Annotated in this window: 17 protein-coding genes and 1 tRNA gene; 8 read left to right on the forward strand and 10 right to left on the reverse strand. The window is 60.7% G+C overall.

Going from position 1 to position 16,786, the window contains the following annotated elements; all coding sequences use genetic code 11:
• Nucleotides 1-225: 225 nt before the first annotated feature.
• Nucleotides 226-543 (reverse strand): hypothetical protein, encoded by a 318-nt coding sequence (locus FFM53_RS12300; protein ID WP_003544459.1) that lies wholly within the window; start codon nt 541-543, stop codon nt 226-228.
• A gap of 228 nt (nt 544-771) precedes the next feature.
• Between FFM53_RS12300 and FFM53_RS12305 the strand changes: the two genes are divergently transcribed.
• A tRNA-Ser gene (locus FFM53_RS12305) sits at nt 772-861 on the forward strand.
• Between the two features lie 103 nt (nt 862-964).
• Here FFM53_RS12305 and FFM53_RS12310 read toward each other — a convergent pair.
• Nucleotides 965-1,441, reverse strand: coding sequence for an Lrp/AsnC family transcriptional regulator (locus tag FFM53_RS12310; protein ID WP_138388479.1), 477 nt, complete (start codon nt 1,439-1,441; stop codon nt 965-967).
• A 41-nt stretch (nt 1,442-1,482) separates the two neighbouring features.
• On the opposite strand from FFM53_RS12310, the gene FFM53_RS12315 reads away from it, so the two are divergent.
• The 3 genes from FFM53_RS12315 (at nt 1,483) to FFM53_RS12325 (ending at nt 3,212) form a co-directional block, all read left to right on the forward strand.
• Nucleotides 1,483-2,103, forward strand: coding sequence for an RBBP9/YdeN family alpha/beta hydrolase (locus FFM53_RS12315; protein WP_138388480.1), 621 nt, complete (start codon nt 1,483-1,485; stop codon nt 2,101-2,103).
• 245 nt (nt 2,104-2,348) lie between these two features.
• A complete protein-coding gene (locus FFM53_RS12320; protein ID WP_138332131.1) occupies nt 2,349-2,558 on the forward strand; it encodes a KTSC domain-containing protein in 210 nt (69 codons plus the stop codon).
• 414 nt (nt 2,559-2,972) lie between these two features.
• On the forward strand, nt 2,973-3,212 hold the full coding sequence (locus FFM53_RS12325) for a CrpP-related protein (protein ID WP_003544454.1): 240 nt from the start codon (nt 2,973-2,975) through the stop codon (nt 3,210-3,212).
• On the opposite strand, the gene pncB is transcribed toward FFM53_RS12325, so the two are convergent.
• From pncB to FFM53_RS12365, 8 genes are all read right to left on the reverse strand, one after another.
• A complete protein-coding gene (pncB, locus tag FFM53_RS12330) occupies nt 3,194-4,498 on the reverse strand; it encodes a nicotinate phosphoribosyltransferase (protein ID WP_012759708.1) in 1,305 nt (434 codons plus the stop codon). The genes FFM53_RS12325 and pncB overlap by 19 nt on opposite strands.
• A 187-nt stretch (nt 4,499-4,685) precedes the next feature.
• The gene (locus FFM53_RS12335; RefSeq protein WP_029873715.1) at nt 4,686-5,033 is read right to left on the reverse strand and encodes a hypothetical protein; all 348 of its coding nucleotides are present in this window, start codon (nt 5,031-5,033) and stop codon (nt 4,686-4,688) included.
• An 89-nt stretch (nt 5,034-5,122) separates the two neighbouring features.
• Complete coding sequence (locus tag FFM53_RS12340; protein ID WP_138388481.1) at nt 5,123-6,082, reverse strand: 2-hydroxyacid dehydrogenase; 960 nt, start codon at nt 6,080-6,082, stop codon at nt 5,123-5,125.
• 8 nt (nt 6,083-6,090) lie between these two features.
• Complete coding sequence (locus tag FFM53_RS12345) at nt 6,091-7,728, reverse strand: ABC transporter ATP-binding protein (RefSeq protein WP_138388482.1); 1,638 nt, start codon at nt 7,726-7,728, stop codon at nt 6,091-6,093.
• On the reverse strand, nt 7,725-8,873 hold the full coding sequence (locus tag FFM53_RS12350) for an ABC transporter permease (RefSeq protein ID WP_138388483.1): 1,149 nt from the start codon (nt 8,871-8,873) through the stop codon (nt 7,725-7,727). Before FFM53_RS12350 ends, FFM53_RS12345 begins: the two co-directional genes overlap by 4 nt.
• A complete protein-coding gene (locus FFM53_RS12355) occupies nt 8,873-9,961 on the reverse strand; it encodes a microcin C ABC transporter permease YejB (RefSeq protein WP_138388484.1) in 1,089 nt (362 codons plus the stop codon). The genes FFM53_RS12350 and FFM53_RS12355 overlap by 1 nt, the downstream gene beginning before the upstream one ends.
• A gap of 150 nt (nt 9,962-10,111) precedes the next feature.
• On the reverse strand, nt 10,112-11,944 hold the full coding sequence (locus FFM53_RS12360) for an extracellular solute-binding protein (protein WP_138388485.1): 1,833 nt from the start codon (nt 11,942-11,944) through the stop codon (nt 10,112-10,114).
• Entirely contained in the window at nt 11,945-12,109 is a 165-nt protein-coding gene (locus tag FFM53_RS12365; RefSeq protein ID WP_173883578.1) for a hypothetical protein, read from the reverse strand. It abuts the gene before it with no gap.
• A gap of 99 nt (nt 12,110-12,208) precedes the next feature.
• Between FFM53_RS12365 and mepA the strand changes: the two genes are divergently transcribed.
• The 4 genes from mepA to FFM53_RS12385 all read left to right on the forward strand — a co-directional run bounded on the left by mepA (nt 12,209) and on the right by FFM53_RS12385 (nt 16,773).
• Entirely contained in the window at nt 12,209-13,285 is a 1,077-nt protein-coding gene (mepA, locus tag FFM53_RS12370; RefSeq protein WP_138388486.1) for a penicillin-insensitive murein endopeptidase, read from the forward strand.
• A gap of 127 nt (nt 13,286-13,412) precedes the next feature.
• A complete protein-coding gene (locus FFM53_RS12375) occupies nt 13,413-13,793 on the forward strand; it encodes a methylglyoxal synthase (protein ID WP_138388487.1) in 381 nt (126 codons plus the stop codon).
• 17 nt (nt 13,794-13,810) lie between these two features.
• On the forward strand, nt 13,811-14,836 hold the full coding sequence (locus tag FFM53_RS12380) for a glucokinase (protein WP_138388488.1): 1,026 nt from the start codon (nt 13,811-13,813) through the stop codon (nt 14,834-14,836).
• A 149-nt stretch (nt 14,837-14,985) separates the two neighbouring features.
• Nucleotides 14,986-16,773 carry an ABC transporter ATP-binding protein gene (locus FFM53_RS12385; protein WP_020052382.1) on the forward strand — a complete coding sequence of 596 codons (1,788 nt, stop codon included), beginning with the start codon at nt 14,986-14,988 and terminating at the stop codon, nt 16,771-16,773.
• Nucleotides 16,774-16,786: the final 13 nt, after the last annotated feature.

Raw genomic sequence — 16,786 nt, forward strand, 5'->3', positions numbered from 1 at the left:
TGGCTGCGTGCATCCTTGCATGGCTCACGGAAAAATTCACCAGAAATTTTTCAGGCGGTAAAGATTTGCAGCGATTGCCAAAAATCAGCTCTTCGGGACTGATTTTTGGACATTCTCTCCCTCAGAATGCGGATTTTCTAGCCAGTCCGGCGGTAAATACCGAGGTCGAAGAGCGGGCGACGCCACAGGGATTTCTCGCCGGATCGCGCCGGCAAAACCACCTTGCTATGCAGTAAAGCGACCGGCTACCGGCGGCTTCTTGTAGCCGATCATCCACAGAAGCAGCGCGATCACCAGGAAAACGGCAAAGGCCGGCTGGAGCATCAGCCACTGGAAGATGAGAGTGTAGAAACGCGGGTGGATATAATAGGAAAGGGAGGATTGCAGCGACGTCAGCGTTGTCGGGCTGACATCCTGCCAGGCATCGGAGATCGGCGTCATCACCACGGAGGACGCCGCAACCGATTGGATCGAATCGATGGTCCCGGCAATAACGGCCGCCGCAAGCGCGACAAGACTCGCCAGACGCAACAGGAAACGCATCAATTCCTCCGACGCTCGATATGCCGGACAATTCCGGCCGGCCGCGCCATTCTCCACCTTAGAGAATTACATAGTCATCGATGAGGTGAAGCACAATGGAGTGGCCGAGGCGAGTTTTATCGCAAGAAGTCAAAAAACTGTTAGATTTCGGTTGATCGGCAAAAATTCATCGGTATATATCGCGCCGTTCCGACGATTTGCTCCTATCCGGGCGCGAACGCCAAAAAAGGACAGGTGGCCGAGTGGTTTAAGGCGCACGCCTGGAACGCGTGTGTACGTGAAAGCGTACCGTGGGTTCGAATCCCACCCTGTCCGCCATATCCCTCGTTTTTCAATATTGATTCAAACCGTATCGAGAGCGGGACGCGGAAGCGTTTATGGCGGCACGCTTCGATAGAACAAGCTGGTCGTCCGCATATTCTCAAACTCGCTGAAGCAGGGCGCGTCCAATCGGCTTCGGGTTCTCGCTGCGCAACACCAGAGATGTCGTCACGGCCCCGAAACGCGCGATCGTGTCCACGATCGTTTCCAGCTCTCCCGGCGACGGAAGCAGCACCTTCAAAAGAAAACAGTCCTCTCCGGTGAGGCGGAATACTTCCATGACCTGCGGCATCTCCGCGAACTGTTTTAGACAGGATTTGATATGCTCATGCGTCGTGCGCAAGCGAAGCACAGCCGTCATTCCAATTCCCAAAGCGGTGGGGTCGATGCGGGCGGCGTAACCGACAATGATGCCGCGGTCTTCCAGCCGCTTGACCCGTTCCGATGCTGCCGGCTGAGAGAGCCCGACCCGCCGACCGAGTTCGGAAATTGCAATGCGTCCATTTTCCTGCATCGCTTCGATAATGGCGATATCGGTTGGATCGAGCAGTACCCGATTGTTTTCCTGAAAAGCCATGGGATCACCTTGAAATCATCGGAAAGAGACGCGGTTTTCCGATGATCATTCATTCCGAAGCAAATGAAAATGCATCATTTTCATCTGCGCGGATGATCAGAGGAAAAGACATGGAGGACATCATCATATTGCCGGGGATTGGCGGTTCGGGCGAGGCTCATTGGCAAACACGCTGGGAAAGGTCGAGCCCGGACATGCGGCGTTTCCAACCGGCCAATTGGGAAAAGCCCGATCTGGCGGACTGGATTTCAGCCCTGGAGCGCGCCGTCGGCGCATCGGCAACCCCTCCCCTGCTGGTCGCCCACAGCCTTGCCTGTCTGCTGGTCGCTCATTGGCAGCAGGTTTCTTCGCTTGCCGTTGCCGGAGCGTTTCTAGTCGCGGTCCCGGATCCGCAGTCCGCGTCATTCCCTGAGGAGGCGGCCGGATTCGCCGATCCGCCGTCGCAAAAGATGCGCTTCCCCACTCTGATCATCGCAAGCGCCGATGATCCTTTCGGCACGCTCGACCATGCCCATGCGCGAGCAGATCTGTGGGGCAGCGGCCTTGTCGCTATCGGTCCTTTCGGCCATATTAACGGGCAAAGCGGCCTTGAAGACTGGGGCCAGGGAAAGGCCTTGCTGACGGCGTTTTCCGCCGGATTGGCAAAATCTGATCGGACTTAATCTTGTTTTCGAGTTCACGATCAAATGGCTCAAACGGGCCTTTGCCTGTGCTGGATGCGTCGAGACGGAGCAACGAAATGCTCCGCTCGCAAGCGTGCGTTCGAGGCTCATCGAGCCTGTCTTTTCCGACCGCGCGGCGAGATTTAAAGCGCCCAAAGATTCCTGAATTTTTACCATGCGGCTTCACCGCGTCTTTGCACGTTTGGGTTTACCGTCTGCAAAATTAAAAAACAGAGGTAAAACAGGTGCAAGAACTTTCGGTAAAGTCGAAGATCATCAAATCCGTCTATTTCAGCCAGGACGACGGACGGCTACGGATTTGTTTCAAGAATGGCGAGGAACGTCTATTTGCAGGCGTTCCCTCCTCGGAAGTGCACGCGATGACGGTGGCGCCGTCTCCCGGCCATTATTATCTCGACCGGATCAGAACCCGGTTTCGCAGATTGGCAGCCTGAAAAACCCGAAGGATAGCTTGTGCGAAATCGGGACGAGGCCGGTGGATATTAACCGGCTGTAAGCCCTCGATATCATCTGGGTTGGATCGCCCCTGCCGGAAAGCGCCAACGTGTCGGCGCTGCCGGCCTGTTCAAGGTCGGCCAGCCGGGAGGCTCGGCGGCGGACCCCAGCCAGGAAGTCGAGCCTCCCCGTCACGGGTGCTCGTTGAGCTTAGTGGCGAAACACATGAGCGGCTTTCGGACGCCGCTACGCCCCTGCTGCCTGATTGAGATGTCCCCGGGCCGTTACGACCAATCATCCCCTAGGCTAGCGAATAGGGGCTAATCCTGTGAAAAACCCAAATTATCGCATCCGGACTCGACAATGCTTTATTAGAATGATTGCATAAATCGGGATAAAGACGGGGGGTAACGATGTTCGAGAATCTGCTTGAGATGCAGGAGCGTGGCGCACGGGACCGTGCGCGTGGCCGCAGTCTGGCCGACAATCCGATGTCGAAGCCGGATATCCTGCCGATCGCCGACTTCCAGGAGTGGTACTCGATGTTCGACGCCTGGCGCTTCGGTTGGTCGATCGAGGATGCGATGGCGGGGCACATCAATATGCCCCGGGACAGCGGCACATTGGCCCAGACCTACACCAGAACGGTCTGATCGATCCTGTCCTCGGCGCCGAAGAATTTCAGGTAGCGTTCGACCTCGGCCGGGTCGCCGGTCGCCTTCTGCGGGTTGTCGGAGAGCTTCACCGCCGGACGACCGTTGGCGTCGCTGACCTTGCAGACGACGGAGATCGGGTTGAGGCCGGAGATCTCGATCGGCGCGCAGCCGGAAAAATCGTTCGTCAGGTTCGTGCCCCAACCGAAGCTCATGCGCACGCGGCCTTCGAAATGCCGGTAGGTATCGATGATGGCGTCGACATCGAGACCGTCGGAGAAGATCAGCAGCTTCTGGCGCGGATCGCGGCCCATCTTCTTCCACCAGTCGATAATCTTCTCGCCGCCTTCGATTGGCGGGGCACTGTCCGGGCGGAAGCCGGTCCAGTCGGCGACCCATTCCGGTGCGTCGCGCAGGAAGGCGGCGGTGCCGAAGGCATCCGGCAGGACGATCAGCAGGTTGCCGCCATAGAGCTTGTTCCAGTCGCGCAGGATCTTGTAGGGCGCGTTGCGCAGTTGCTCGTCGGTTTCGGCAAGGGCGGCGGCCACCATCGGCAGCTCGTGAGCATTGGTGCCGACGGCCTCGAGATCGGAATCCATCGCCAGCAATACGTTGCTGGTACCGGCAAAGGCCGGGCCGATGCCTTCCTTCAGCGCCTCGACGCACCAGCGCTGCCAGAGGAAACTGTGGCGGCGGCGGGTGCCGAAATCGGAGATACGTAGGCCCGGCAATTCCTTCAGCCGTTCGACCTTCGACCACATCTTCGCCTTGGCCCGGGCATAGAGTACATCGAGGGTGAAGGGACCGAGCGCCTTCATCGCCGAGCGCGACCGCAGCTCGTTGACGATGGCAAGCGCCGGGATCTCCCACATGGTGGTTTCTTTCCACGATCCGTGGAAATCCAGCACATATTGCCCGTCCTTCTTCGACAGCTCGTATTCGGGCAGCTGGAAATTGGAAAGCCAGGCAAGGAATTCCGGCTCGAAGATCTGGGCGCGGCCGTAGAAGCTGTTACCCGCAAGCCAGATCATCTCCTTCTTAGAGAGTCTCAGCGTGCGGGCATGATCGAGCTGCTCGCGCAATTCGCCTTCGTCGAGCTCATCGGCGAGACGCACGCGCTTGGTGCGGTTAATCAGGGTGAAGGACGCGTTCACGTCAGGATAGAGCTTCCAGATCATCTGCAGCATCAAAAGCTTGTAGAAGTCGGTATCGATCAGACTGCGGATGATCGGATCGAGTTTCCAGGCGTGATTGTAGACGCGTCTTGCGATATCGGTCCTGGCCATCAAACTCCCGCCCCTGTCCACTCCGGTCAGGTGCTGCCAAATTCCCGGGTACTGCCAAGTTCCCAGCCGGCGCACAAATCCGGCTCGTGCGCCTTCTTATCGAAAAATCAGCAGACAAAGTCCAGACAAAACAATAAACGTCCTGCAGCAGTGGCGCGGCGGGACGTGAACATGATTTTGCTCACGTTTACTGGGCTGGCGTTGCGGGCGCCACATTCGGAGCAGCCGGCGTGGTGTTCGGCGTTTCGGTTGGAACGGCAGTACCGTTCTGTAGCGCCGGCGCGGGGGCCGGAGCAGGCTGCTGCGACTGAAGCTGCTGGCCTGGCTGCTGCGGTGCCACCTCGTTCGCCTCGCGGTTGCCCCAAATCTCGACCGGTATCCAAACCACGAAGGCAAGCACCAGCGCGACGATCAGCACCGTCAGGATGCGATAACCCGTGCGTCCCTGCCTTGCCTTCACGGGCGGGATCAGCTCTTCCTTGTGAAGCTTGCCATCCGACTTTTCCCAGCGTGTTTCGGTCTGATGCGCCATCATCGTCTCCTTCCGCTGTCCTTAACGGGCCAATCCGGCCGCGAAGAATATCCGCAGAAGAAACGGGTGGCAGTCTGGAAGGTTCCGAAAGCTCAATAGCCGGCGGCGCGGTCGACCACGAATTGCAGCGGCTCGCCGCGCTCGAAACGGCCGATCTGCGTCTCGACATGACGGAACAGCGCGTTTTCTTCGGAGACGGCCGCGTCGTGCGGCGTGAGGAAGACGTTCCGTAATTCCCACAGCGGGTGGTCTGATGCAAGCGGCTCCGCCTCGAAGACATCGAGGGAAGCCCCGCCGAGAGTGCCGTCACGAATGGCGGAGACGATATCGGCCTCGACCTGGCTCTTGCCGCGGCCGGCATTGATGAAGACCGGCTGCCCGAGCGCGCCGTTGCGGCGCAGCTTCGCAAACAGCCCGGCGTCATAGAAGCCTGATGTTTCAGGCGTCAGCGGCAGCAGGCCGACGAGGATGTCGGTCCTTGCGAGGAAATTATCCAACTCGCTGGCATCGAAGGTTTCGACGCCATCGATCTGCTTGCGGCTGCGTGACCAGCCGATGACGTTGAACCCCATCACTCTCAGCTTGGCGACCGCATCCTGCCCGAGAATGCCAAGACCCATGACGCCGACCGTCACCTCTGCCGCCTCTGGCGCGATCAGCTTGGCCCACTCACGCTGCCGCTGATGGCTGTCATGGGCGTATTGGCCGCGCAGATGCATCAGGCATTGCATGACCACCCATTCGCTCATGCGCGTCGTCAGGCTGCGGTCGACGAAGCGGACGATCGGGATCTCGGGCAGATCGGCCATGCCGATGATGTGGTCGACGCCGGCGCCGCCGGAGAAGATCACTTTCAGGTTCGGCGCCCGTTTGAAGAGATCGGCATCCGGTTTCCAGAGAAGCGCGTATTCGACCGCTTGGAGATCGCGTGCCCGATTGCCCGGATCGGCGAGGTTGATGCTGCCGCGGTCGGCAAAGGCGGTCTTCAGCACGCGGGCGACGCCTTCGGGATTGAACTTGATGTCGACGAGAATGGGAGGACGGGCGGACATGATCTTCTTTATTGCTGTACGGCGGGCGTCGGCACCGCCTCGATGTTGAAAGCAGCGGCCATCAGTGCCCGGGTGTATTCGTCCTTCGGTGCGCGGAAGATTTCGGCTGACGGGCCCTGCTCCACCACCTTGCCGAACCGCATGACGATGACGTCGTTGGCGAGCGCCTTCACCACCTTCAGGTCGTGGCTGATGAAGAGATAGGCGAGATCGTGCTTCTTCTGCAGATCGCGCAGGAGATCGACCACCTGCGCCTGCACGCTCATGTCGAGCGCGGAGGTCGGCTCGTCGAGCATGACGAAGCGCGGTTTCAGCACCATGGCCCGGGCGATGGCGATACGCTGGCGCTGGCCGCCGGAGAATTCGTGCGGATAACGCCAGCGGGTCAGGGGATCGAGACCGACCTCCTCCAGGGCCCAGCAGACGCGCTGGTCGCGTTCTTCTGATGTCAGCGAGCGCTCGTGCACTTTCAGGCCTTCGGCGACGATATCGCCGACCGACATGCGCGGGCTCAGCGATCCATAGGGATCCTGGAAGACGACCTGCAGCTGGTTGCGCAGTGGCCGCATCTCGCTAAATGAATAGCCGGCTATATCCTTGCCGACAAAGGCAATTCGCCCTTGCGAGGAGATCAGCCGGGTGAGCGCCAGGCCGAGCGTGGTCTTGCCCGAGCCCGACTCGCCGACGACGCCGAGGGTCTGGCCGGCGCGCAGCGAAAGATCGATGCCGTCGACTGCCTTGACGTGATCGACGACGCGGCGCATCAGCCCTGATTTGATCGGGAACCAGACGCGGATATCCGAACCTTCCATCACCAATGGTTTCGACGGATCGGCCAGCGGCGGCTCGCCGCGCGGTTCGGAGGCGAGAAGGTGCCGGGTATAGTCGTGCTTCGGATTGGAAAAGACGTCTTCGACGGTGCCGGTTTCGACGATCTTGCCCTTGGTCATGACGCAGACGCGATCGGCGAATTTGCGGACGATGCCGAGATCATGGGTGATGAACAGCAGCGACATGCCGTGGACGGCCTTCAACTGCCGGAGCAATTCGAGGATCTGCGCCTGCACGGTGACGTCGAGGGCGGTGGTCGGCTCGTCGGCGATCAGCAATTCCGGCCGGTTGGCGAGCGCCATGGCGATCATGACGCGCTGTCGCTGGCCGCCTGACAGTTCGTGCGGATAGGCCTTCAACCGCTTTTCCGGTTCGCGGATGCCGACCTGGTTCAGCAATTCCAGGACGCGCTCACGCGCCGGCTGGCCGGTGAGGCCCTGGTGCAGAGCGAGGATCTCGGCGATCTGCTTCTCGATCGTATGAAGCGGATTGAGCGAGGTCATCGGCTCTTGGAAGATCATGGTGATGTCGTTGCCGCGCACTTCCCGCAGTTCCCGCTCCGACGCCTTCAAGAGGTCCTTACCCTTGAACAGGATTTCGCCGGAGGGATGGCTTGCGGAGGGATAAGGCAAAAGTCGCAGGATCGAATTGGCCGAGACCGACTTGCCGGAGCCGGATTCGCCGACAAGCGCCACGACCTCGCCTTTGGCGATATCGAAGGAGATGTGATCGACGGCGAGCGAGGTTTCGCCGCCCTGATGAAAGGCAACCGAGAGATCGCGGACGGAAAGCAGCGGTTCTGGCATGTCACTCATTGAAACGTCTTCCTCGGATCGAAGGCATCGCGCACGGCTTCGCCGATGAAGATCAGCAGGGAAAGCATGATCGACATGGCAAAGAAGGCCGTCAGCCCGAGCCATGGCGCCTGCAGATTGGTCTTGCCCTGCGCGATCATCTCGCCGAGCGAGGGGGAGCCTGGCGGCATGCCGAAGCCGAGGAAATCGAGCGAGGTCAGCGTCGTGATCGAACCGGAGAGGATGAAGGGCAGGAAGGTCAGCGTCGCGACCATGGCGTTCGGCAGCAGGTGGCGCCACATGATGGTGCGATTGTTGACGCCGAGCGCGCGGGCGGCGCGGACATATTCGAAATTGCGGGCGCGCAGGAATTCGGCGCGCACGATGCCTACGAATCCGACCCAGGAAAACAGCAGCATGATGCCGAGCAGCACGAAGAAGCCGGGCGGCAGGAGTGCGGCGATGATCAGCAGGATGTAGAGCACCGGCATCGACGACCAGATCTCGATGAAGCGCTGCAGCAGCAGATCGGTCCAACCGCCGAAATAACCCTGCACCGCACCCGCCGTCACGCCGATGATTGCAGAGCAGATGGTCAGCACCAGGCCGAAGAGCACCGATATGCGAAAGCCGTAGATGACGCGCGCCAGCACGTCGCGCGCCTGATCGTCAGTGCCGAGCCAGTTGAGATTGCCGAGGGTGCAATCCGGATCGTTCACCCCTTGCGGGTAGCCGGCGCAGCGCTCCTCCTTCGTCATCAGCCAGAAGGGGGCGGTGGGGGCCGAATGCGGAATGTTGGAATTGACCGAGCGGTAGGAATAACGGATCGGCGGCCAGATCATCCAGCCATTGGCATTGATTTCGTCGGCAATCACCGAGGAACGATAGTCGGTTTCGGCCAGGAAGCCGCCGAACTTCTCCTCAGGATAATCAACGAGGACGGGAAACAGGATCTCGCCCTTGTAGGAGGCGATGATCGGCCGGTCGTTGGCGAGGAACTCTGCAAACAGGCTGAGGATAAACAAGACCATGAACAGCCACAGCGACCAGTAACCGCGGCCGTTCGCGCGGAAATTCTGCCAGCGGCGAATGTTGGTCGGCGAGAGCAGGCCTTTGCGCGGCGGCTTGACGGGTGTTGCGACAGCGGGATTTGCGGCGGCGTCCATCAGACATCCCTCCGCTCGAAATCGATGCGCGGATCGATCCAGGTGTAGATCAGGTCGGAAACCAGACTGACGACGAGGCCGAGCAGCGAGAAGATGTAGAGCGTGGCGAAGACGATCGGGTAATCCCGGTTGATGACCGAGAGATAGCCGAGGCGACCGAGGCCATCGAGTGAGAAGATGTTCTCGATCAGCAGCGAGCCGGTGAAGAAAGCGGAAATGAAGGCGCCGGGAAAACCGGCAATGATGATCAGCATGGCGTTACGGAAGACATGGCCATAGAGCACCTGCCGCTGGTTCAGGCCCTTGGCGCGGGCGGTGACGACATATTGCTTCTTGATCTCCTCGATGAAGGAATTCTTGGTCAAAAGCGTCGTCGTCGCGAAGGCGGACAGGGAAAGCGAGATCAGCGGCAAGGTCAGGTGCCAGAAATAGTCGAGCGGCTTCTGCCACCAGGCAAGCTCGTCGAAATTGTCGGAGACCAGGCCGCGCAACGGAAACCAGTCATAGAAGGAACCGCCGGCGAAAAGCACGATCAGGAGAATGCCGAAGAGGAAGCTCGGGACGGCGTAGCCGACGACGATGACGCCCGACGTCCAGACATCGAAGGTCGATCCATCCTTGACTGCCTTGCGGATGCCGAGCGGGATGGAAATGGCATAGGAGAAGATCAGGATCCAGATGCCGAGCGAGATCGACACCGGCAGCTTCTCCTTGATGAGTTCGAGCACGGAGGTGTTGCGGAAGAAGCTCTCGCCGAAATCGAAGCGGATGTAATTCCACATCATCTCGCCAAAACGGGTCAGCGGCGGCTTGTCGAAGCCGAATTGCTTTTCGAGCTTGGCGATCAGTTCCGGATCGAGCCCCTGGGCACCGCGATATTTCGAGCCTTCATCGCTGCCGCCGCCGCTGAGAAGATCGCCACCGCCGGACAGGCGCTGGTCGGCACTGTCGGCCTGACCGGTCAATTGGGCGATCACCTGCTCGACGGGACCGCCGGGCGCGAACTGAATGACGATGAAAGAGATGGCCATGATGCCGACGATGGTCGGGATCATCAGAAGCAGGCGGCGAAGGATATAGGCGCCCATCAGCCTTCAGCCTCCGGGAATGTTTTTCCTGTCTGCCTGCCGTCCAGTCTCATGCCGCTCAATCCGTCAGCCTTCCCTTGCCGGCCCTGCCGGCTTGTCGTGATTCGCTCGTGCCATTTGGAGCCGAGGGCCCCTGCATTGCAAGCCCGCTCATTTTGCCGAGGTCGACCACCAGGCATCGGGGAAGCCAAGGCTGTAGGCCGGAAACTCGGCCGGATGCGTGACCGTGTTCCAATAGGCGATGTTATAAGTGTCGCGGTAGAACAGCGGGATGACGTAGTGATTTGCAAGCAAGACCCGATCCATGGCCTTGATTGCTGCGATCTGCTCGTCGCGGTTCGGCGCGAAGATAATCTTGCGAATGAGCTCATCAACGGCTTGGTTGGCAATGCCGGCATAATTGCGGGAACCCTGCTGATTGACCGAACCGGATCCCCAATAGTCGGCTTGTTCGTTGCCCGGATTCATGGTCTCCGCCCAGACATTCCAGATCATATCGTAGTCGAAGCTGCGTTCACGGTTGACAGATTGCGACGCGTCGACTGTCCGGATCCGCGCATCTATGCCGATTTTCCTGAGATTGTTGGCATAAGGCACCGCCCAGCGCTCCAACATGGGGCTCGACAACAGGATCTCGAAACTCATCGGCTGGCCGGTCTTGGTATTGACCATGCGATTGCCCTTGAGCTCCCAGCCGGCTTCTTTGAAAAGCGCAATTGCCTTGCGGAGGTTATCGCGGCTCTTCTGCGGATCGCCGCCGACGGGATTGGTATAGGGCGTTGTGAAGATTTCTGCCGGCACCTTATCTTTCATGCCCTGCAGAATTTCCAGTTCTCTACCCTGGGGCAGGCCGGAGGAGGCGAGTTCGGTATTCCAGAAATAACTGTCGATGCGTTTGTAACTGTTAAAGGCAACGGTGCGGTTCAGCTCCTCAAAATCCAGACCGTAGTTCAGAGCCTCGCGGACCCTGATGTCCTTGAAGAGGTCGCGTCGCATGTTGGGCACGAGAGCTTGCATGATGCCGGTGGCGCGCAGCGGGTTTGCAACCTCCTCTTTCTTGACACGTCCTTCCTTCACTGCGGGAAAATCATATCCCGTCGCCCAGCGGGCAGCCGTGGTTTCCTGCCAGTAGTCGCTGTTGCCGGCGCGAAAGGCCTCGAACTCGACATCCCGATCACCGAAATAGGTGTAGTTGACGTTGCGGAAATTGTTCTGACCGACATTCACATTGAGGTCCTTGCCCCAATAGTCGTCACGCAATTCATAACGGATCGTTGCGCCGGGCGAGAAGGAAGCGATCTTGTACGGCCCCGAACCCATCACGGGCTCCAGCGTCGTTTTAGAAATGTCGCGCGGCTTGCCATCCGGTCCGGGCGCTTCCCACCAATGCTTCGGCACGACCATCAACTGGCCGAGAATATTCGGCAGTTCGCGGTTGTTCTTCTCATCGAAGGTGAAGGTGACGTCACGCTCGCCGGTCTTTTCCGCTTTGACAACGTGGTGGTAATAGTTCGAGGCGAGGGGATTTAATTCCTTGGTCTTGTCCAGACTGAAGATGACGTCTTCCGGCGTGACCGGCTGACCATCCGCCCATTTCGCTTCCTTGCGCAGGCGGAAGGTCGCGCTCGAGACGTCGGTGGGAAAAGACAATCCCTCGGCAAGCAGACCGTAGGAGACGAGAAGCTCGTCGTCGGCGGGCTTCATCAACGTGTCGTAAACGAGCGTCAGGCCCACTGCCGCCTGGCCTTTGGCGAGCAGCGGGTTGAAGGTGTCGAAGGCGCCGCTTGCGGAGAGGCGCAGATCTCCGCCTTTCGGTGCATCGGGATTGACGTAGTCGAAATGCGCAAAGCCCGGCTTGTACTTCATCTCGCTGATGACCGAGCTTCCGATCTGAAAGGGCTGGTCCTGACCCGTTGCCGGCATTGGCGCCAGAGCACCCGCAAGCGATAGAAACAATCCGATCTTCGACCACAGAGCCGCCATTCACGCTTTCCCCCGATATTGATGGGTTCGACAATACGAAAAATACGGGCGAAAAACAGGAGAGAGTTTGGTTTTTGCCGGGCGCGCGAAATTTTGAGCATCGGCGGCGCAACGCCGCGACGAGGGATCGTAGGCTGCGGCAACGACGATGCGGCGATCGGTCACCGCCGCTTCCCATCGCCAGCCAAAACATCGATTCACCAAAATCGCTTTTCACGATAGATTCGATCGCAAATCACTTCGGCAGCGGTTCAAGGGAACAGTATGGCTTTCGGCTTCTCTCAGGCTTTCAGGACATTTGGCAAACTGACGCTTGCCGGCGCAATCGGCGCAAGCCTTGCCGCCGGTGACGTCGGCGCCCAGCAGAACACGCCGAGCCCGGGCAGCGCCAAGGGGCAGTTCGGCGCCGTCGGTCTGCCGACGCAGGGACCAGCGCAGCCGATCGGCTTTTACGCAAAGGGCTGCATGACGGGTGCGGTGGCGTTGCCGACCGACGGGCCGACCTGGCAGGCGATGCGGCTTTCGCGCAATCGCCGCTGGGGCAATCCGGCGATGATCGCGCTGCTCGAACGTCTTTCGCAGGACGGGGCCAAATATGCCGGCTGGCCGGGAATTCTGGTCGGCGACATTGCGCAGCCGCGTGGTGGGCCGATGCTGAACGGCCATGCCTCACACCAGATCGGTCTTGATGCCGACATCTGGTTTACGCCGATGCCCACGCGCCGCATGACGGCCGAGGAGCGCCAGGATATGCCCTTCACTACCATGCTGCAGAAGGGTAAGTTCCTGACCGTCGACCCCAAGGTGTGGACGCAATCGCACGCGCGGTTGCTGATGCTGGCGGCAAGCTATCCCGAGGTGGAGCGTATCTTCGTCAATCCGGCGATCAAGAAGAAGATGTGCGATACCTGGACCGGCGACCGCACCAATCTTGGCAAGCTCCGGCCGGAATACGGCCATGACTCGCATTTCCACATCCGCATCAAGTGCCCGCCCGGTGCCAAGGGATGCACGCCGCAGGCCCCAGTCGTTGCCGGTGACGGCTGCGACAAGTCGCTCGCCTGGTGGTTCACGCCGGCGCCCTGGGCACCGCCGAAACCGCCGAAGCCCGGCGCCAAGCCGCCGAAGCCGCCGCGCGAGATGATGGTCTCCGACCTGCCCAAGGCCTGCGCCGCCGTGCTCGATGCTGCTTCCGTCGCCTCGATGCAGGCCGCCACCTATGGCGGATCTTCCGCCGCAAGCGCACTCACCGCCGCTCCAGCCGCAGCGCCTGCCGCCGCCGACGACGGCGCTTTGCCCGATGTCGGTCCGGTTCCGAACGACAAGCCGGCGATACAATGATCGAGGTCCTGGGACCGAACCCTGAGACCAAATCCGAGGACGTGACCCGGTATAACGCTGTCTTTCAAATCGCAAATTCTTGGTATAAAGCGGTCAAATCGATTGAATTTCTCGGGCGGAGGGGTTGATGGCCGGCGGCAAATGCCTTGCATTGATTGCGCATGACCAGAAGAAAGACGACATGGCGGATTTCGCCCGCACCAACCGGGACGTTCTCTCTCATTGGAAGATCGTCGCCACCGGCACCACCGGCGGGCGCGTGCTCGACGCTGCCCCCGACCTCCACGTTACGAGGCTGAAAAGCGGACCGCTCGGCGGCGACCAGCAGATCGGCGCGCTGATTTCGACCGGCGAGGTCGACGCCCTGATTTTCTTCGTCGACCCCTTGACGCCGATGCCGCACGATGTCGACGTGAAGGCGCTGATGCGACTGGCGATCGTCTACGATATTCCGATGGCGCTCAACCACGCGACCGCTATAAAACTTCTTCCCACACTCGAAGCCTGATCAGCACGGAACCGGCCATGCCAAAACCGAACAACAGCACCGCTCCGCAGCCTTTCCCGATCCTGATCGGCGATATCGGCGGCACGAATGCCCGCTTCTCCATCCTGACCGATGCCTATGCCGAGCCGAAGCAGTTTCCGAACGTGCGCACGGCGGATTTCGCCACGATCGACGAGGCGATCCAGCAAGGCGTGCTCGACAAGACCGCCGTGCAGCCGCGCTCGGCGATCCTCGCCGTCGCCGGCCCGATCAACGACGACGAGATCCCGCTGACCAATTGCGACTGGGTGGTGCGACCGAAGACGATGATCGAGGGCCTCGGCATGGAGGATGTGCTCGTCGTCAACGATTTCGAGGCGCAGGCGCTGGCAATCGCCGCGCTTTCGGATGAAAATCGCGAACGGATCGGCGACGCTACCGGCGACATGATCGCCTCCCGCGTCGTACTGGGACCAGGCACCGGCCTCGGCGTCGGCGGGCTCGTGCATGCCCAGCACAGCTGGATCCCGGTTCCCGGCGAAGGCGGCCATGTCGATCTGGGGCCGCGCAGCAAGCGCGATTATGACATCTTCCCGCATATCGAGACGATCGAAGGCCGCGTTTCGGCCGAGCAGATCCTCTGCGGGCGCGGCCTCGTCAACCTCTATCACGCCATCTGCGTGGTCGACGGCATCGAGCCGACGATGAAGGATCCCGCCGACATCACCTCGCACGCGCTTGCCGGCAGCGACAAGGCGGCCGTAGAGACCGTCTCGCTGTTTGCCACCTATCTCGGCCGCGTGGCGGGCGACATGGCGATGGTGTTCATGGCGCGCGGCGGCGTCTATCTCTCCGGCGGCATCTCGCAGAAGATCATCCCGGCGCTGAAGAAGCCGGAATTCCGCATCGCCTTCGAGGACAAGGCGCCGCATACGGCGCTGCTTCGCACCATCCCGACCTATGTGGTGACACATCCGCTGGCAGCGCTTGCCGGGCTTTCCTCCTATGCGCGCATGCCGGCGAATTTCGGTGTCTCGACGGAAGGCCGCCGCTGGCGGCGCTAGGCCCGCACGCAAAGCAAATAGAGCGTCCTTGGCGCGTCCTATCCGGGCGCGCGGCGCTCTAGCCAAACCGGTCCCAACTCTTTATAGACCCCGGCAAATGTGCGCGTCGCCTTCGCGGGGCGCTTGGTCCGAGACAGGAAACCTCATTTTTGGAAGCGGCGGAAAGCAGAACGCAGAGCGTCAGCAGCGATACCGTAACCGGCATCCTGAAGCGCATCATCGCTGAAAACGGCCGGGACCATCTCTGGGGCTATGTCTTTGCGATTGCCTGCCTCATCGTGGTGGCGCTTTCGACGGCGTTCACCGCCTGGATCATGCGGGCGATCATCGACGAGGCCTTCGCCAATCGGCGCGCCGACGTCGTCTGGATCATCTGTCTTTCGATCTTCATCGCCTTCGTGCTGCGCGGCTTTGCGAGCTATGGCCAGGCGGTGGCGCTGTCCAGGGTCGGCAACGATATCGTCGCGCGCTACCAGCGCCGACTCTATGCGCATCTGATGACGCTTTCGGTCGGCTTCTTCAGCGAGGCGCGCTCGGCCCATATCGCCGCGCAGGTGAGCCAGAATGTCAGCGGCATCCGCGACGTGCTCAATCTGACGATCACCTCGACGGTGCGCGACCTGCTGACCTTCGTTTCGCTGCTCGCCGTGATGATCATCCAGGATCCGCTGCTCAGCCTTGCCGTGTTCATCATGGCGCCGCCGCTGCTCTATGCACTGCGCTATGTTTCCAAGCGGCTGCGCTCGGCGACCCGCGAGGCAGTGCATCTGAACAGCCACGTTCTCGGCGCCATGCAGGAGACGATCCAGGGCATCGCCATCGTGAAAGCCTTCACGATGGAAGAAGAGTTGGAGCGCAAGGTCAACAAACTCATCAAGGGCGCCGAAAGCCGGGCCAACCGGATTGCCCGGCTTTCCGAACGCACCTCTCCTCTGACGGAGAGTTTCGCGGGCTTTGCCGTCGCCAGCGTGCTTGCCTATGCCGCCTACCGCTCGATCTACTTCAATGTGCCGCCTGGCGCCTTCTTCTCCTTCGTCACGGCGCTGCTGCTTGCCTATGACCCGGCCCGTCGGCTTGCCCGGCTGCAGGTGCAGATGGAGCGCGCCGTCGTCAATGCGCGGATGATCTATGAACTGCTCGACATGGAACCGCGCCAGCGGGACCTGCCGGATGCCCGGCCGCTGACGGTGACGCAGGCGAGGATCGAATTCCGCAATGTGTCCTTCGCCTACGGCAATGAGAGCGTGCTCAGCGGCGTCAATTTCATTGCCGAGGGCGGCGCGACCACAGCGCTGGTCGGCCCCTCCGGCGCCGGCAAGTCCACCGTCATCAGCCTCATTCCGCGCTTCTACGATCCGCGCGAGGGCGAAATCCTGATCGACGGGCAGGACATCGCCCACATCACAAAGAAGTCGCTGCGCCAGCAGCTCGCCTATGTCTCGCAGCAGCCCTATCTGTTCGAGGGCACGATCCGCGACAATATCCGCTATGGCCGGCCGGAAGCGACCGATGCCGAGGTGGAAGAGGCCGCCCGGCTTGCCTATGCGCATGACTTCATCTCGGCACAGCCGCAGGGTTATGAGACGCCGGTCGGCGAGAACGGCGTGACGCTTTCGGGCGGCCAGCGTCAGCGGCTGTCGATCGCGCGCGCCCTGGTGCGCAATGCGCCGATCCTGCTTCTCGACGAGGCGACCTCGGCCCTCGACACCGAATCCGAGGCCGCCGTGCAGAAGGCGCTCGATGAAGCGATGAGCGGACGCACCGTCGTCGTCATCGCCCACCGGCTTTCGACCGTGGTGCGCGCCGACAAGATCGTCGTCATGCAGCAGGGCCGTGTCGTCGAGGAAGGCAATCACGAGACGCTTGCGAAGGTCAGCGACGGTCTTTACGCTCGCCTCAACAATCTGCAGAGGCCTTCGGCCTCCGATTCAAACTGACCTGGTGAGACTG

Origin of the sequence: Rhizobium indicum (assembly GCF_005862305.2) — a bacterium.
Classification (GTDB): domain Bacteria; phylum Pseudomonadota; class Alphaproteobacteria; order Rhizobiales; family Rhizobiaceae; genus Rhizobium; species Rhizobium indicum.

Excerpts from the sequence above, each read along its gene's own strand:
- FFM53_RS12300 (WP_003544459.1), bottom strand. The coding sequence starts at position 543 with ATGCGTTTCCTGTTGCGTCTGGCGAGTCTTGTCGCGCTTGCGGCGGCC.
- FFM53_RS12310 (WP_138388479.1), bottom strand. The coding sequence starts at position 1,441 with ATGGCTTTTCAGGAAAACAATCGGGTACTGCTCGATCCAACCGATATC.
- FFM53_RS12315 (WP_138388480.1), top strand. The coding sequence starts at position 1,483 with ATGATCATTCATTCCGAAGCAAATGAAAATGCATCATTTTCATCTGCG.
- FFM53_RS12325 (WP_003544454.1), top strand. The coding sequence starts at position 2,973 with ATGTTCGAGAATCTGCTTGAGATGCAGGAGCGTGGCGCACGGGACCGT.
- pncB (WP_012759708.1), bottom strand. The coding sequence starts at position 4,498 with ATGGCCAGGACCGATATCGCAAGACGCGTCTACAATCACGCCTGGAAA.
- FFM53_RS12335 (WP_029873715.1), bottom strand. The coding sequence starts at position 5,033 with ATGATGGCGCATCAGACCGAAACACGCTGGGAAAAGTCGGATGGCAAG.
- FFM53_RS12340 (WP_138388481.1), bottom strand. The coding sequence starts at position 6,082 with ATGTCCGCCCGTCCTCCCATTCTCGTCGACATCAAGTTCAATCCCGAA.
- FFM53_RS12345 (WP_138388482.1), bottom strand. The coding sequence starts at position 7,728 with ATGAGTGACATGCCAGAACCGCTGCTTTCCGTCCGCGATCTCTCGGTT.
- FFM53_RS12350 (WP_138388483.1), bottom strand. The coding sequence starts at position 8,873 with ATGGACGCCGCCGCAAATCCCGCTGTCGCAACACCCGTCAAGCCGCCG.
- FFM53_RS12355 (WP_138388484.1), bottom strand. The coding sequence starts at position 9,961 with ATGGGCGCCTATATCCTTCGCCGCCTGCTTCTGATGATCCCGACCATC.
- FFM53_RS12360 (WP_138388485.1), bottom strand. The coding sequence starts at position 11,944 with ATGGCGGCTCTGTGGTCGAAGATCGGATTGTTTCTATCGCTTGCGGGT.
- mepA (WP_138388486.1), top strand. The coding sequence starts at position 12,209 with ATGGCTTTCGGCTTCTCTCAGGCTTTCAGGACATTTGGCAAACTGACG.
- FFM53_RS12375 (WP_138388487.1), top strand. The coding sequence starts at position 13,413 with ATGGCCGGCGGCAAATGCCTTGCATTGATTGCGCATGACCAGAAGAAA.
- FFM53_RS12380 (WP_138388488.1), top strand. The coding sequence starts at position 13,811 with ATGCCAAAACCGAACAACAGCACCGCTCCGCAGCCTTTCCCGATCCTG.